General features: G+C 51.3%; 13 protein-coding genes and 1 pseudogene. 8 read left to right on the top strand and 6 right to left on the bottom strand.

All coding sequences use genetic code 11. The annotated features are described in order from the left end of the window. Positions 1–151: 151 nt before the first annotated feature. Positions 152–1813 carry an AMP-binding protein gene (locus MT343_RS04710; RefSeq protein ID WP_145469632.1) on the bottom strand — a complete coding sequence of 554 codons (1662 nt, stop codon included), beginning with the start codon at positions 1811–1813 and terminating at the stop codon, positions 152–154. Between the two features lie 263 nt (positions 1814–2076). On the opposite strand from MT343_RS04710, the gene MT343_RS04705 reads away from it, so the two are divergent. The 3 genes from MT343_RS04705 (at position 2077) to MT343_RS19650 (ending at position 5097) form a co-directional block, all read left to right on the top strand. Further along, positions 2077–3081 carry an AraC family transcriptional regulator gene (locus tag MT343_RS04705; protein ID WP_145469633.1) on the top strand — a complete coding sequence of 335 codons (1005 nt, stop codon included), beginning with the start codon at positions 2077–2079 and terminating at the stop codon, positions 3079–3081. Positions 3082–3863: 782 nt separating this feature from the next. Beyond that, on the top strand, positions 3864–4655 hold the full coding sequence (locus MT343_RS04700) for a CPBP family intramembrane glutamic endopeptidase (RefSeq protein WP_145469634.1): 792 nt from the start codon (positions 3864–3866) through the stop codon (positions 4653–4655). A 220-nt stretch (positions 4656–4875) separates the two neighbouring features. Beyond that, entirely contained in the window at positions 4876–5097 is a 222-nt protein-coding gene (locus MT343_RS19650; protein WP_444875580.1) for a DUF7660 family protein, read from the top strand. A gap of 271 nt (positions 5098–5368) precedes the next feature. Here MT343_RS19650 and MT343_RS04695 read toward each other — a convergent pair. Further along, positions 5369–5473 (bottom strand): annotated as a pseudogene (locus MT343_RS04695) (hypothetical protein); the annotation flags it as partial. Positions 5474–5929: 456 nt separating this feature from the next. Here MT343_RS04695 and MT343_RS04690 point away from each other — a divergent pair. Continuing rightward, positions 5930–6802 carry a hypothetical protein gene (locus MT343_RS04690; protein ID WP_145469635.1) on the top strand — a complete coding sequence of 291 codons (873 nt, stop codon included), beginning with the start codon at positions 5930–5932 and terminating at the stop codon, positions 6800–6802. A gap of 47 nt (positions 6803–6849) precedes the next feature. Then, on the top strand, positions 6850–7335 hold the full coding sequence (locus tag MT343_RS04685) for a hypothetical protein (protein ID WP_145469636.1): 486 nt from the start codon (positions 6850–6852) through the stop codon (positions 7333–7335). 69 nt (positions 7336–7404) lie between these two features. On the opposite strand, the gene MT343_RS04680 is transcribed toward MT343_RS04685, so the two are convergent. From MT343_RS04680 to MT343_RS04665, 4 genes are all read right to left on the bottom strand, one after another. Beyond that, entirely contained in the window at positions 7405–8586 is a 1182-nt protein-coding gene (locus MT343_RS04680; protein ID WP_145469637.1) for an acetyl-CoA C-acyltransferase, read from the bottom strand. A gap of 137 nt (positions 8587–8723) precedes the next feature. Further along, positions 8724–9872: an acyl-CoA dehydrogenase family protein gene (locus tag MT343_RS04675; protein WP_145469638.1), complete on the bottom strand. Its 1149-nt coding sequence runs from the start codon at positions 9870–9872 to the stop codon at positions 8724–8726. Between the two features lie 7 nt (positions 9873–9879). Next, positions 9880–10641 carry an SDR family NAD(P)-dependent oxidoreductase gene (locus MT343_RS04670; protein WP_145469639.1) on the bottom strand — a complete coding sequence of 254 codons (762 nt, stop codon included), beginning with the start codon at positions 10639–10641 and terminating at the stop codon, positions 9880–9882. Between the two features lie 276 nt (positions 10642–10917). Beyond that, a complete protein-coding gene (locus tag MT343_RS04665) occupies positions 10918–12306 on the bottom strand; it encodes a DsbA family protein (RefSeq protein WP_145469640.1) in 1389 nt (462 codons plus the stop codon). 106 nt (positions 12307–12412) lie between these two features. On the opposite strand from MT343_RS04665, the gene MT343_RS04660 reads away from it, so the two are divergent. The 3 genes from MT343_RS04660 (at position 12413) to MT343_RS04650 (ending at position 15179) form a co-directional block, all read left to right on the top strand. Then, a complete protein-coding gene (locus MT343_RS04660) occupies positions 12413–12739 on the top strand; it encodes a hypothetical protein (RefSeq protein ID WP_145469641.1) in 327 nt (108 codons plus the stop codon). A 17-nt stretch (positions 12740–12756) separates the two neighbouring features. After that, positions 12757–13977, top strand: coding sequence for a cation:proton antiporter (locus MT343_RS04655; RefSeq protein ID WP_145469642.1), 1221 nt, complete (start codon positions 12757–12759; stop codon positions 13975–13977). A gap of 227 nt (positions 13978–14204) precedes the next feature. Next, positions 14205–15179, top strand: a complete 975-nt coding sequence (locus tag MT343_RS04650) for an HlyD family secretion protein (protein ID WP_145469643.1) — start codon at positions 14205–14207, stop codon at positions 15177–15179. Positions 15180–15191 lie beyond the last annotated feature (12 nt).

Below are 15191 nucleotides of genomic sequence, written 5' to 3'. Positions count from 1 at the left end.
CCGCTTTGTTGGTTCTGGAAAGGATTGTGCTCTGAGTTGTAGCCACTGCGCGGGCTGGCTTTTTTAGTTAAGTTGGGGGCGCAGGGGCTTGCCCTGCACCGGTGTTGAATTAATCGCAAAAGCTGGCCCGCGCAGCGGATTTTCAAAACACTCACCCCACAACAGGCTGTTTAGCCTCATCCTCGGCCTGCTTACGCAACATAAAACGCTGAATTTTTCCGCTGGAGGTTTTCGGCAGTTCAGCAACAAATTCAATCTCACGCGGGAAAGAATGGGTCGACAGGCATTTACGCACATGCTGCTGTAATTCTTTCGCCAGCGCCTCATCGCTGAAATATTCCGGGCGCAACACCACATAGGCTTTAACAATGGCACCACGCTCGGCATCGGGTTTACCCACGACCGCGCTTTCAATCACTGCCGGATGTTCGAGCAATGCACTTTCAACTTCGGCCGGGCCGATACGGTAACCGGCGGAGGCAATAATATCGTCATCGCGGCCAGTGTAAGAATGTGAACCATCGCCATTGCTGACGACCACATCGCCAGTCAGATAATACTGACCTTTATAAGGTTTTTTCGCATCGCCCATATAACCCTGAAAAAAGAACAGCGGCGAGTTATCCATATCCACCGCCAGCTCGCCGGTTTCACCGGGCGCCACTTCTTTGCCATAAGGGTCAAGCGCAACCAGACGATAGCCGGGTATCTCATATCCCATGCTGGCATCACGGTGCATATGATCAAACTCGTGGAAATTCGCCGAGGTCATACCGGTTTCGGTCTGGCCATACTGATCACACACACGGCAATTCAGCATGCGCTGTGCCCAGCTGACAATTTCCGGATTCAGCGGTTCACCGGCACTGCTGGCTACGCGCAGATTAATCTCCGGATAGTTTTTTAATAAATCATCATTGGCTTTTAATAAACGATACGCCGTTGGCGCCGCCGCCAGATTGGTAATGGCGTATTTACGTAAAAATTCAAACGTATTGTCGGCAGTAAATCCGGCTTCGTTAAAATGAATGGTCGCACCCAACTGCAGCGGCGCCACAATGCCGTAATACAAACCATAGGCCCAGCCAGGATCGGCAACGTTCCAGAATTTATCGTCGGCACGCAAACCCACGGCGTATTTCATATACATATGAAAGGCCATTAATGCCCGCGCCGGAACCACCAGACCTTTGGCTTTGCCGGTGGTACCGGAGGTAAACATCTGCAGCATCGGATCATCGGCACCAATTAAAACCGGTTCAAAGCTGTCTGATTGTTTGGCCAGCTCGGCTTCGAACAGAAAATCCGGCTTACCCGCCACAACATCGGCGGAATCCGCGACCAGCATGCTGGGTGGCAAGCCTTTAACATCGGCCAGCTTGGGCCACTGTTCCGGATTGGTAATAATCAGCTTACTTTGCGCCTGTTCAAGACGGTATTCGATTGCGCCGGAACCAAACGCGGTAAACAATGGCTGATATACTGCACCGGCTTTCAGAGTACCGAGCACACAAATGAGTAATTCCGGGGTTCGTGGCAACAGACAAGCCACACGGTCGCCGGGGCCAATGCCCTGAGCTTTAAGAAAACCGGCAAAGCGCGCCGCACGCTGCTGCAGCCCGGCAAAGGTAATTTCGCCGGTTGAGCCATCAATACGCTCGTAACGCAGGGCAACCCGGGTTGGATCTCCGGCATGGCGGTCGCAGATTTCGGTGCAGACATTAAGACCTTGGTCGAAGTCAGCACAGAACTGCTGTTTGAGAGAATCGACAGAAAAACCGCTGACGAAGGCGTCATAGCTCATAGTGTGCATAGTGCTTTACCCTGTTGTTCTTGTTGTGCGCATCATTGTTGTCTGCGCGGGCGTTTATCAGAGCCTGTTTAAATAGTGTCGACAGCCCCTGACATGCGATTCACCCATGCTAAGACAAGGCAGGCGACAAACAGAATGACAGGATTAAGCAGATAACTTAACAACTTTTGCGCACAGCCAGAGCGCTGATGCCAGGCCAGCCGCTCAGTCCAGACACCCGGGCCAGACACTGGTAAAAACAACGCAGGACAGCCGATATCGCTATGCAAAATCTGACCTTCTCTTCACATTATGCCCGCGCTGCACTCTACGGACTGGAACAGAAAAAAGGCGATTGCTCGGCCCTGCTGCAGGCGAAGAATATTGACCCCAACCTGATCCGCGAGCCACTGGCGCGTATTCCTACCGACCAGTTTGTGCGTCTGTTCCGCCTGATCTGGAAAGCGCTGGATGACGAGTTTATGGGCCGCACCATCAACCCCTGTAAGGTCGGTCATTTTCATCTTATGGGGTCACTGGCGGTACATGCTAATAATCTCGAAGAAGTGCTGCGCGAAAGCATCCGCTGTTACCGTTTATTTACCAACGAAATAGAAATCAGCCTGAACCTCGATGGCGATGATGCCGAACTGAGCCTGACTCATCATAATCCGCAGCTCGACCCCGATGCTTTTTTGGTCGAATGGTTATTACTGGTCTGGCACCGCCTGACCGGCTGGCTGATTGACCGTAAAATTGTGCTCAGCCAGGCCACGTTCACACACGCCCTGCCACCGCATTTTGATGAATACCGTTTTGTGTTTCCCACCCGCTGTTTTTTTGGCCGCGAGCGCAACAGCCTGTTTTTCAGTAAAAACCTGCTTTCTATGCCGGTGGTGCGCACACCCGCCGAGCTGGATGAATTTATTAATAATTCACCACGTGACCTGATTGTCTGGACCGATGAAGACGACAGCATCACCACCCAGGTGCGCCGCTTGCTTGAAGCCGGCGATACCAGCAGCCTGCCGAACCTCGACTGGGTGGCCGAGCAACTGCACATGACCTCCTACACCCTGTGCCGCAAATTAAAAGCCGAAGGCAGCGCCTATCAGAAAATTAAAGATAACCTGCGCCGCGATCAGGCCGTGGTAATGCTGACCCGGCAAAACCTCAGTATTGCTGAAATATCCAGCCAGCTTGGTTTTGCCGAACCGGGAGCGTTTTCACGCGCGTTTAAAGGCTGGACCGGGGTGAGCCCGTTGGCGTACCGGCAGCAGGATCAATAAAGGAGCCGCTGCGCGGGTTGGCTTTTGGGCTGCCGCCCGGTTCTATAATTTCTCGGCTCACTACTACGCTCTGCGTAGTAGTGCCTACCGCTTTTTTGGTTCTGGAAATGATTGTGCTCTGAGTTGTAGCTGCTACGTGGGTTGGTTTTTTGGCTACCGCCCTATGACCTCTTTGAGGGGGCTTACCCTCACGCTGGTCGGAAGCTTACTCCTGACCGCCATGGATGGGGAAATGCAGGTTTTTCAGGAGCAAAAACCATCAATCACGCAACGCCCGATATAACACCAAACATCGCACTGTGGGAACGGATCTTATCCGCAACGGAAGCAGCCCTACATTCACTCTCATATGTAAAGTGGGCACTGCCCACCAAAAGGCCTGAACAGAAGACCGCTGAATAGTGACTTTGTAGGTATCTGCAATTTACCCACAAAGCTTCGTATGTAAAGAAACGGTGGAACTATATACAGTATATTTCCGAGTTATACGCAAATCAGGCACACTTTACATTCGTGCTTGCTCGTTTTTCCAGAGGGTAGTAACTTAAACGTCAAATGAATCAACAGTTTGCAAACATGGTTTGCAAACTGCTAGTTAATACAGCTGCCTTCTGAACCTGAATTAACAGGGTTCGCGTTTTCTGGAAGGGATTTTTGAGTTATGGAAGATTTCTCAGCAGGATCAATCAGTCACGCAGGCTTTATCGAAAGAGTCGCTCAGGATAAATGCGCACGCACACTAATACATTGTTAAGTAATAATTCTTCAAATCAAGGACCGAAATGAACCAGAAAACTCTGAATATTTACGAAGCCTGTGCAGCTTTAGTTTTACTATTTGCCCTCCAGTTTCTAGTGGTAATTAGCTTCATTGATTCCGGTGCTTCCATCATCAATGGCGATCCGAAAAACTCTGTGATTTCTGTAATCTCAACCGGCTTCTTAATTTCCATACTAATGAAAGTAACAAATTCAACTTATAAAGATATTTTCCACTTATCCAGCAATTCTATATTTAGCACCTTAAGCTTTTTGTTTATACCTGTTTCATTAACGATAATTCCCTCCTCCTTATGGCTTAATGATCTAGTTATGTTTGTAACTAACTTTTTACCGGAAAACAAACAAAGCATTGATTCATTAAATAATATGCTATCAGGAGGAGTGGTAACTATAATATCAATTTGTGTAATCGCTCCATTCCTCGAAGAAATGCTTTTTAGAGGTATGTTCCTAAGAGGTTTTCTAGGGCATTACAGTCCTACCAGATCAATACTTTACTCATCAATATTATTTTCTGCAGTACATTTTAATATATATCAAATGCCGACGGCTTTTCTTTTAGGATGTTATGTCGGTTGGCTTTACTACGTTACACGTTCTTTGTGGCCTTGTATATTTGCACACTCTTTAAACAATGCAATTGCATATTTAGCTTTCATTTATTGGCCACAAGGTGATTTTAATGGCATTGAGGTAAACTTTTTATCACTAATAATTTCTGCCTTAGGTATCTTATTAGTCGCCAGAATATACGGTATAAAGCTATCCTTAACAGGGATAGGTAGATTCTAATAAATGCCTAACCAGTCCTGTAATTTCTCCTATCCGCGATAAAGCCGAGATCTGTAGAAGTGACTTTCAGCCGCGATAGCTGCACAGGAATGAAAAAGCATGAATTTGTGTAAGCGTACAACAGCGCGTTCAACTACCGCTAACTTCGTTACTGGACGGTAAAAAGCTACGCTTTTCCTGCCCGTTAGCTTAATCCTTATGTGTCAATCAGAGTAAGTGCATGGAAATAGACTACGAAAAAATTGGAAGTAAAGAGGAGCTGATCGCTCTTATTGCTAGACTTTGCACTGAGGATACGTCCAAGTGGGAGAGCGTATCTATTGTATCCTTCCTTGAAGCTATGGCGGCTTGGCTAGAGGGTTCAGGTCATTTCTATAAAAATCTCAAAATAGACACGAATTCAGATCTTCCTAATTGGCAGATATTCGCGGATGCAATCTAGGCCGCAACTATCTATGAGTAATCTTCAATACATAACAAGCAAAGAAAAGATCGCCCTGATCTTGCTCAGACAAAACGGACACCAAAGTCAAACTGGCGAGGTGTGATCATCTCCGCTTTTAAAAAACTCAGCTCTCACTTCCAAAAACCAAAGCCGCTGACCCACCGCCAGCGGCTTTTTAATAAACGCCTTCTTTGAACCCCGACAGAATATCGATAACCACCGCCGTGGCTCCCCTCACCAATGCAGAGAGAGGTTACGCCTTTTGTCAGGCACCGCCATTGACGTTGACTTTATCCTCGTCCAGCCCCAGCTCCTGAATTGCCAGCAGACTGACGACGGCAAAGGTTTCGTTAATTTCGTATAAATCCACCTCGCACCATTGACGATGAGGTATGAGTATAATTTCGCTCTTCTTCTTGAATATAAACATACCGATGGGATTGTAAATCGGGAAGATAAACGCCATATGAAGCCCTGAACATGGCACATAATGAGCTTTTCCCGGAAGGCAGGTTTAATCAATATATCTTTTACGATCATCAGATGAATACTGCAACACTCCTACTGATGCCTCGCTCAATCAGAAAATTTTCTTATCAGGTGCCTGACTATGCTGGACTACCACCTTGGTAAGCGCAGCCTCAGGAACCTGAATGCATCAAAAGATGAGTAATAAGGTTATTTTGTTTTACAAAATACGATGTGAGTGCGAAAATTTGCCGTTCAATCCGTCATTTAAAAGCGGCGAAGAAAAACGTCTCATATAGACTGACCTTAATATGAGAGCATTCCCGGTAATCGAGTGATTAATTTTGGTTTTTAATTTTTTATGTATAAGAAAATACTGGTAGCTTTCACTTTTTTATTACAAATATCAGGCTGCGCAACCACCCAGGGCGGTAAAGGCTTTGATCTGGTTGATGACAACGAATACGCTAAAGCCCTGCCCTTCTTTGAAGCCGCCGCGATTCAGGATGGCGACAAGACCTCCGCTGTGATGGCCAGTTTTCTGTACTTATCCGATTATCAGATACCACGGGACATTGATAAGGCTAAAAAATACTTCGAGTTAGCCAAAAGCCTGGGATATGCCCCCTGGGATCAGTATCTTGATTACTTCATCCCCTTAGCTGAAGCACGGATAATGCTATATGACGACGATCCGGATAATGACAGCCAAGGTACAGATATACTCAGAGGTAACCGCTATTCTGAATACTCACCTGCACTGGGGTTGCTGGCAAAAACTTATGCCTTTGGTAAAGGTGTCGATAAGAATCTAAAAATTTCAAAGCTCTTATTTCAAAGAGCCATTGACCATGACCGCTATGTTTATTCCGCTCATCATTATGCCTGGTGGTTAGCCACCCATCCTGACGAAGAGTTCAGAGATGGCGCATTGGCATCAGAGCTTATTAAAGATGTCATGGAAGATGATGAGGAAGCAGAAAGATCATCCACACTGGATACGCTTGCAGCAATATATGCAGAAAATGGCCAATTCAACGAGGCTGTAAAAATTCAGAAAGAAGCCATTGAGAAACTGACAAAGGAAAGTAAAGAGCACCCACAGTTTATCGTTTGGGAAAGCTGGCTGAGTTGCCGCTTAAAAACCTACGAACAAGCCCAACCCTGGCACTATAAATCAGGTCAGATGCCCTTTTCTGGCGCAACCGGAAGCCAACCCTGTGTATGGGAATAAAGTGCATGAATGACGCCCTTTGCATAGATCATCGATACGGATATTGAATGACCAGACTACTGATTTTAGCAACCTCAGTCCTGCTGTTATCCGCCTGCTCTCAGATTGAAACACAGACCGCAGATACTGAGGCTGCTGCACAGGTACAGAGTATTCCGGAACCGCCTACCTGGAGGTTTCCCGATATTATGGAAGCTGCCCGTGAGCTGGTTCCCCTGAGTATCGAAGGTAAGCCTTTTAACCGCCATGGCTTTGCATATCCCATAGAGGAACTGAAGCAGCTGGATGTTAAAAACATGAGCGCCGCTGAGCTGCAGAATTATGCCGATGTTACAACCCATGCTTACCCGGATGCACTGGGCCGGCAGATTGCGGATGAGTGCGACAGCACAGAGGCGGATGAATTAAGTAACCGTGCGATTGCGACCGTGGCCTATGTGTCATTCAATGCCATTGATGCCGGTATTCGTTCTGAAGCAGCCGCCTGTCTGGCACGTGTTCAGGCCGATTTACAACGTCAGGAAAGCCACTGACCTTTATCAGTGGCTTTAAGGCTGTTACTTGCAGAGTATGGCCTCCTGCCAAACCGGATAAACCCCTGCTTACAGAATCTCGACAGCCACCGCCGTGGCTTCGCCACCACCAATGCAGAGAGAGGCCACGCCTTTTGTCAGGCCACGCTGTTTCAGTGCATTAATCAGGGTAACCACGATACGTGAACCGGAAGAACCAATCGGGTGGCCAAGTGCGCAGGCACCGCCATTGACGTTTACCTTATTCTCATCCAGCCCCAATTCCTGAATCGCCAGCAGGCTGACAACGGCGAAGGCCTCGTTAATCTCGAATAAATCCACCTCAGCGCTGTTCCAGCCAGCTTTTTCCAACACCTTTTTTATTGCGCCGATAGGCGCCAGGGTAAATTCCGCCGGTAATTGCGCATGGGTCGCATGAGCAACGATGCGCGCCAGCGGTTGCAGGTTTTTCTGCTGCGCGTAGGCGCTGCTGGTCAGTACCAGCGCCGAAGCACCATCGCTGATGGAGCTGGCGTTAGCAGCAGTAATAGTACCGTCTTTTTTGAACGCCGGTTTCAGCGTCGGGATCTTTTCCGGGCGGGCCTTGCCCGGCTGCTCATCAATGTCAATCAGGGTATCGCCATTGCGGTCTGATACCAGCACTGCCGCAATTTCCTGTTCAAAATGGCCGTTTTTAATCGCCGCCAGCGCTTGATTAAGCGAGCGGATGGCAAAGTTATCCATGGCTTCGCGGCTGATGCCATATTCATCGGCACTGCGCTGAGCAAACACGCCCATCAGGCCGCCTTCGTAGGCGTCTTCGAGGCCATCAAAAAACATGGAGTCAATGACCTGGCCGTGCCCCATACGCATACCGGCGCGCGCTTTGGGTAATAAATACGGTGCCTGACTCATATTTTCCATACCACCGGCAATCATCACGTTATTAGTGCCTGCTTTGATCTGGTCGTGGGCCAGAATAATTGCCTGCATACCGGAGCCGCACATTTTATTCACGGTCGAGCAGCCAGAGCTGTCGGGAATTCCCGCCGCACGCGACGCCTGACGCGCCGGTGCCTGACCCAGTCCGGCCGGTAATACACAGCCCATAATCACTTCGTTAATCTCATCCGGGCTCAGGCCCGCACGCTCTATCGCAGCGGAAATAGCCACCGCGCCTAATTGCGGTGACGGTACACTGCTTAATTCGCCCAGCATAGCGCCCATTGGGGTACGGGCTGCCCCACAAATAACGACGTCATTATTGTGCATAGTTTGCTCCGGATTTTTTGGGCTGACGATCCCTGGATAAATATTATTGCCGGATGGTCAGCCACTTTTGTTTATATATCGGGGTTTATCTGAGTTGCTGCTCTGCGCTGTCGCTTTATCAGCTGCTGCCTGGACTGCTATTTTCCTAACAGGGAACGGGCAATCACTTCTTTCATAATTTCTGACGCGCCGCCGTAAATACGCTGCACACGGGCATCGGTAAAGGCACGGGAAATCGGGTATTCCGAGGTGTAGCCATAACCACCAAATAATTGCAGGCAACCATCGGCTACGCGAAACTGCATTTCGGTGGCACTGTATTTCGCCATCGAGGCGGTGGCGGTATCCAGCTCAGCGGCGCTGTATTGGCCAATGCACTGGTCAATAAAGGCCTGATTAACGCGGTATTCAGTTTCCATTTCGGCGATGCGGAAACGGGTATTCTGCAACTGGCTGAGTTTCTGGCCGAATAATTCACGCTCGGTGGTGTAGGCAACGGTTAAATCCAGTGCGCCACGGGCGGCGGCACAGGCCAGCGCACCAATCACCAGACGCTCGCGGGGTAATTCCTGCATCAGGTAAACAAAACCCATGCCTTCTTCGCCCAGTAACGCCGATGCCGGCAGGCGGATATTGTCAAAAAATAATTCTGACGTATCGCCGCAATGCTGACCGATTTTTTCCATATTGCGGCCGTGGCTGAAGCCCGCAAGCGTCGTGTCGACCAGAAATAAACTGATGCCTTTGGCACCGGCCGTCGGATCGGTTTTCGCCGCCACAATCACCAGTCCGGCGTGCTGGCCGTTAGTAATAAAGGTTTTTGAACCGTTAAGGATATAATGCTCGCCGTCTTTTTTTGCCGACGCACGCATGGCCTGTAAATCGCTGCCCGCGCCGGGTTCGGTCATGGCGATGGCACCCACGATTTCACCGCTGGCCATTTTCGGCAGCCACTGCTGTTTTTGCTGCTCGCTGCCGATATGCTGGAGGTACGGCGCAACAATATCGGAATGCACCATCACATTGGTCGCCAGTGCGCCAAAGCCCATGCGCGCCAGCTCGGCACCGACCACTACGGAATAATCGAACGGTACACCGCAGCCGCCAAATTCTTCCGGCATATCGACACATAACAAACCCGACTCACCCAGAGTGCGCCAGATTTGTGCCGGTACAATGCCGTCTTTTTCCCACTGCTCATAATGCGGAGCAACTTCGGCTTCGAGCAGGCGGGCTACGTTGTCGCGGAACAGTGCGCGTTCCTGAGGTTCTTTAATAAAGCTCATGCTGCTCTCACTTCGGTGCCATGCGCAGGGCGCAATCCAGACGGATAACTTCGCCGTTCAGAATCGGATTTTTAACCATCTGATTCACCATCATGCCGAATTCCTCCGGACGACCAAGGCGCTGCGGAAATGGCAATGTCGCCGCCAGGCTGTCCTGCACTTCTTGCGGCATACCGGCCATCATCGGTGTCATAAACAGGCCCGGAGCAATGGTATTAACACGGATACCGCTGCGCGCTAATTCACGCGCCGACTGCAGTGTCATTGCCACCACACCACCTTTGGAAGCGCTGTAAGCCGCCTGACCAATCTGGCCTTCGTAAGCTGCCACTGACGCGGTGCAGATAATAATGCCGCGCTCGCCATCGGCATTGGCTTCGCGCTCCATCATCTCGGCCGCGGCCAGACGCATAATATTAAAGGTACCCACCAGATTGACCTGAATAACGCGGTTAAAAGCATCCAGCGCCATTGGCCCTTCGCGGCCAACAATTTTTGCCGCCGGAGCAATACCGGCACAGTTCACGGCAATACCACACAGGCCATGAGCTTCGCGTGCGGTTTTAAAAGCGGCCTCGGCACTCTCGGCCGACGACACATCACAGCGCACAAAAATACCGCCAACTTCTTTGGCCAGCGCTTCGCCCCGCTCTTCCTGTAAATCGAAAATCGCTACACGGCAACCTTCGGCGGCCAGTGCGCGTACCGTGCCTTCGCCCAAACCTGACGCGCCGCCGGTGACGATGGCAGCTACATTATTAAATTCCATGACATGCCTCTTGTTATTAGTTGTTATTAATTTTCCTGACTGGAATACCCGTTAACGGGTTATACGATGAATAAACAGCGGAGTTCAGTGTGACGCAGCTTGGCGGAGCAAACCATGACAAGATTGCGCAGGAAATTTGGCAAAAAAAAGCAGGATTAGGTTGGGCTTGCTCCATAGCCGCTGCGCGGTCAGCCCAAAAGCCAGCCCGCACAGCGGCTACTCATCAGAACCAAGTATTTCCATAGAAGAGATTACAAAAGCTATCCCGCGCAGCGGTTACTCAACCGCCCCGGCTTGTCTTAACGCCCGCTCTATCACAAAAATCCTGTCCTGCCCCCACACCGCCAGCTCGCCATAACGCATACTGGGCACGCCCCATAACCCATAACTGATCATTTCCTGGCGGTTGGCTTCGGCCCAGTCCTGCCAGTGTGCACGCCAGTCATCACGCTGCAGAATGGCTTTGGCGTCAGGCCAGTTAAGGCCGGCGCGCTGCACGATAAAGCGCATGCCGGAGTCGGTTTCGGCCAGTACACCTTCGCTGTTAACCGCGCGGGAAAAACTCAGTAAATAGTCGGCGGCTTTGCCCTGCTGCTGCGCCCAGGCGAACAGGCTGTAGCAGCGTTCCACCCCGGCACCGAGCGGATCGGCAACATAGCCGTACGCAATGCCGCGCTTGCGTGCTTCGCGCTGGGTGTCGGCGAAGATGTACCATTTTTTCAGCGCCGGTACTTTCAGCCCGCGCATCAGCATGGGCAATACCGGTTTAATCATTAATGGCTGGCGGTAGTGCTGTGCCAGTTGCAGCATCTGTTCCAGCCCAAGATGGCTGTAGGGGCTGCGTGCAGAAAAATACAGCACCAGCGGCTGGTTTTCTGCAGGAGGAATATCAGCAACAGGATGGCAGCAGAAGTCGCGCCAGGTGCGGTTAAATTCCATCAGGGTGCTATCGGCCTTTTGTAAGCCCAGATCACGCAGACGCTGCTGCAGATGATCAAGACGATCCAGCCCCCAGTACCATTCGCCTTCGTAATACAGCGTTGCACTGAGGTAATGTCCCAGTTGCTGCAGGCGTTGTTCATTGCGGCGCAGATGCTCGTTCAGGTCGTGATTGAGCAGCGGATAACTGTCCAGCACCCGCGTATCGTCGTACCAGTAAGCGCGGAATACCTTTTCTACCGCCTGCCAGTCGGGCTGGCCGCGACGCTCCAGCAATAGCAGCTGGGCACTGGCCTGTAAGCGGCGCATCGCGCGCTGCTGGCTTTGCTGTTGTCGGCGTTGTTGCAGGCGCTGTTGTTGTGAATCCGGCAATTCCTGTGATGGATAATCCAGCCCATACAGCCCGGCCAGATAACCGGCATCTTTAAAGGCATTGCTGTGCCACAGCGCAGGCTCGGGGTACATATCATCCTGCAGCTCCAGCACGGTAAAGCAGCGTACGCTGACGCCATAATGCTGCTGAAAATCCGCCAGTATCTGTACCAGCAGATAGCTGTAAGGGTCGTCGATGCGCAGAAAAACCTGTATTTCATGCGGGCGATTGGCCAGCAGCCTTCGACCTTCACGCCAGCGGCGGCGCAGGGCCAGTAAACCGGGCTGACTGAGTAGGCGCGCAGCCTGCGCCTGCAGACGGGCGCGGAGGAAAAGCGTCGGTATTAGTGTCATTGGGATTCTTATTGTTATTCGATGCTTTATACTAAACCTCCGTGTCAGACATGTCAGGTCTGTTTCCTGACTCCTTGTACGACCATCAGTGCGCTAAAGCGAGCCTATGAATAAACGCCCGAGCAAACGCGATTTACGCGATCAACTGAATCAGGAAGTCGATGACTTTCTGCGTCAGGGTGGCGAAGTAAAAGAGGTGGCCCGTGGTGAAACCGGGCTGCAGAATGGCCGCTATAACGATCACTCCCTGGCCTTTGATAAGCCCAAAGAAGAACGCACTCCGCTGACTGATGTATTAAAAACCATCGACCAGCGACGCGAAGCCAGCCGCAAGCACAGCAAACCGGCAGCCGAGAAAAAACACCGCCGTCCGCGTAAAAAAGTCATTTACGATGATTTTGGCGAGCCATTGCGTATTATCTGGGAAGAATAACCGGAAAGGATTTTTCCATGCTGGCAGAACCTCTTGCTCTGTTAATTGCCGCCGCAGTATTTGCTTATGCGCTGTTTTCCCGCAAGACCGAGCAGGCCGCGCTGACTGCGCCGATGATGTTCACCGCCCTGGGGATTTTGCTCGGGCCGGCCTGGCTTGACTGGGTAACCGCAGAAATTGACGGCAAAGGCCTGATGGTGCTGGCGGAATTTACCCTGGCACTGATTCTGTTTGTTGATGCCAGCCAGATTGAACGTGCCCATCTGGTCAAATTTGAAGTATTACCCATCCGCCTGCTGGCTATTGGCCTGCCACTGACCATGGTTGCCGGCACCCTGCTGGCCTATCCGTTATTTGCCGGAGGCTGGCTGCTGGCGGCCCTGCTCGCCATTATGCTCACGCCGACCGATGCGGCACTGGCACAGTCTATTTTTAATAAAAAAGATATCGATGAGTCGCTGCGCCATTCCATTACCGTGGAAAGCGGCCTGAACGATGGCATTGCGTTGCCGGTTTTATTATTTGTTATGGCCCTGCTGGCAGCAAATACCGCTGCCGGTTCTGCCATTGATCATCTGCACTGGCTGTTGTTTATCAGCAAACAATTTCTGATCGGCGTGTTATGCGGTGTTGCAACCGGCCGGGTCGGCGGACTGCTGACCGAAACCGCTGCCCGGCGTCAGTGGATGACGGCTTCATTCCAGCGCTTATCAGCCCCGGCACTGGCTCTTCTGGCATACAGCGGGGCTGAGATTCTTGGTGGTAACGGCTTTATTGCGGTGTTTCTCGCCGGGCTTTTTCTGCAGTCACATCACACTCTGGTACTGCAGCGTCTGAAAGAATTTGGTGAAGCCGAAGGGCAGTTGCTGAGCCTGACCATGTTCTTCCTGTTTGGCCTGATTTTTGTGCCCGATGCCCTGCCACACATCACGCTTAACAGCTGGATTTACGCCCTGCTGAGCCTGACCGTTATCCGTATGGTTCCGGTATTTATCAGCCTCACCGGCAGCGGCCTGCCATTGCGCGCGCGTATGTTTCTTGCCTGGTTTGGCCCGCGCGGTATTGCCAGTATTCTGTATCTGCTGCTGGTCAGCGAGCAGCTCGGCTTCGGCAGCAGCAATCCGGATCACGCCGAACTCTTCGCCACCACCGTACTGACCGTGCTGCTCAGCATTTTTATTCATGGCATTTCGGCGCGCTTTTTTACGCGCCTGAGTGTGGATAACAAACCGACATAGCCGACACTCTGTCCTGAAAATGCAACGACCCTGCGATAAAACGGAGCTAAGCCGCATAAAACCTGATCTTTCTTGAGCAAAGACCGTATTACCGATAACTATCCTGTTGCTGAAGTTTGCGCAATATCAATAGCCTTATGGCCCGGATTGAGTACCCTTGGCAGCACAGTATTTATTATTCATCCCTGTTTGTTCTGCCCCTTTTTCTGCCTTAAGGAGTTTGTGTCATGGAAACGAAGAAAATTCTCTCTGCCGCTGCCGTTATTCTCGCCGCGGCCGGCACACTGGCCTGGACTTTATTTAACCCATCATCACTGCCGGAAGGCGTGGTTGAAACCAACGGCCGGCTGGAAGCCGAACAGGTGGAAGTGGCCACAAAAACCGCTGGCCGGGTAGCCGAAGTCCTGGTCAGCGAAGGCCAGCTGGTCGCCGCCGGTGATTTGCTGGTACGCATGGATAACCAGCAACTGCTGGCGAAAAAGCGCGAAGCCGAAGCACAGATTGCCCAGGCTGAACTGGCCGCCGAAGAAGCCGCCGCTGCTGTCGCCCAGCGTCAGAGTCAGCTGAAGCTGGCCAATGCCGAATTAAAACGCGCGCAAACCCTGTTTAAACAAAAAGTCGCCCCGCAGGACAAACTGGATCAGGCCGAAACCCAGCAGGAATCAGCCAGCGCTGGTTTGCGTCTGGCACAGGCCACCGAAAAACGCACCCAGGCCAGTATCGAAGCGGCACGCGCCGGACTGCAGGAATTACAGAGTCTGCTGGATGACACACAGATTTACGCCCCGCGTAACGGCCGTGTGCAGTATGTACTGGCACAACCGGGCGAAGTGCTCGCCGCCGGTGGCCGGGTGATTACCCTGCTGGATGTTTCCGATGTGTATATGACCATTTTCTTACCGGCCACTCAGGTTGGAAAGCTGGGTATTAATGACGAAGCACGGCTGGTGCTCGACCCGATTCCGGAATACGTGGTACCGGCACGGATTTCGTTTATTGCCGGTGATGCGCAATTTACCCCGAAATCGGTAGAAACCAGCGAAGAGCGCAACAACCTGATGTTCCGGGTAAAACTCAGCATTGATCCGCAGTTACTGAAACTGCACGAAGAAAAAGTCAAAACCGGCGTGCGCGGCAGTGCCTATGTGCGTACCAACAGCACTCTGGAATGGCCGCAAAATCTGGCCGTGCAACTGCCCTGATATTCATATCCG

The organism is Venatorbacter sp. C2-1 (assembly GCF_022832715.1).
GTDB lineage: Bacteria > Pseudomonadota > Gammaproteobacteria > Pseudomonadales > Oceanobacteraceae > Venatoribacter > Venatoribacter alkanivorans.
The sequence above is the reverse complement of the archived record's forward strand: the minus strand, read 5'-3'. Positions and strand labels throughout refer to the sequence as shown.

Bases quoted from the DNA above. Each gene is read 5' to 3' on its own strand.
- MT343_RS04700 (WP_145469634.1), top strand. From the start codon at position 3,864: ATGAACCAGAAAACTCTGAATATTTACGAAGCCTGTGCAGCTTTAGTT.
- MT343_RS04650 (WP_145469643.1), top strand. From the start codon at position 14,205: ATGGAAACGAAGAAAATTCTCTCTGCCGCTGCCGTTATTCTCGCCGCG.
- MT343_RS04660 (WP_145469641.1), top strand. From the start codon at position 12,413: ATGAATAAACGCCCGAGCAAACGCGATTTACGCGATCAACTGAATCAG.
- MT343_RS04685 (WP_145469636.1), top strand. From the start codon at position 6,850: ATGACCAGACTACTGATTTTAGCAACCTCAGTCCTGCTGTTATCCGCC.
- MT343_RS19650 (WP_444875580.1), top strand. From the start codon at position 4,876: ATGGAAATAGACTACGAAAAAATTGGAAGTAAAGAGGAGCTGATCGCT.
- MT343_RS04670 (WP_145469639.1), bottom strand. From the start codon at position 10,641: ATGGAATTTAATAATGTAGCTGCCATCGTCACCGGCGGCGCGTCAGGT.
- MT343_RS04710 (WP_145469632.1), bottom strand. From the start codon at position 1,813: ATGCACACTATGAGCTATGACGCCTTCGTCAGCGGTTTTTCTGTCGAT.
- MT343_RS04680 (WP_145469637.1), bottom strand. From the start codon at position 8,586: ATGCACAATAATGACGTCGTTATTTGTGGGGCAGCCCGTACCCCAATG.
- MT343_RS04675 (WP_145469638.1), bottom strand. From the start codon at position 9,872: ATGAGCTTTATTAAAGAACCTCAGGAACGCGCACTGTTCCGCGACAAC.
- MT343_RS04705 (WP_145469633.1), top strand. From the start codon at position 2,077: ATGCAAAATCTGACCTTCTCTTCACATTATGCCCGCGCTGCACTCTAC.
- MT343_RS04690 (WP_145469635.1), top strand. From the start codon at position 5,930: ATGTATAAGAAAATACTGGTAGCTTTCACTTTTTTATTACAAATATCA.
- MT343_RS04665 (WP_145469640.1), bottom strand. From the start codon at position 12,306: ATGACACTAATACCGACGCTTTTCCTCCGCGCCCGTCTGCAGGCGCAG.
- MT343_RS04655 (WP_145469642.1), top strand. From the start codon at position 12,757: ATGCTGGCAGAACCTCTTGCTCTGTTAATTGCCGCCGCAGTATTTGCT.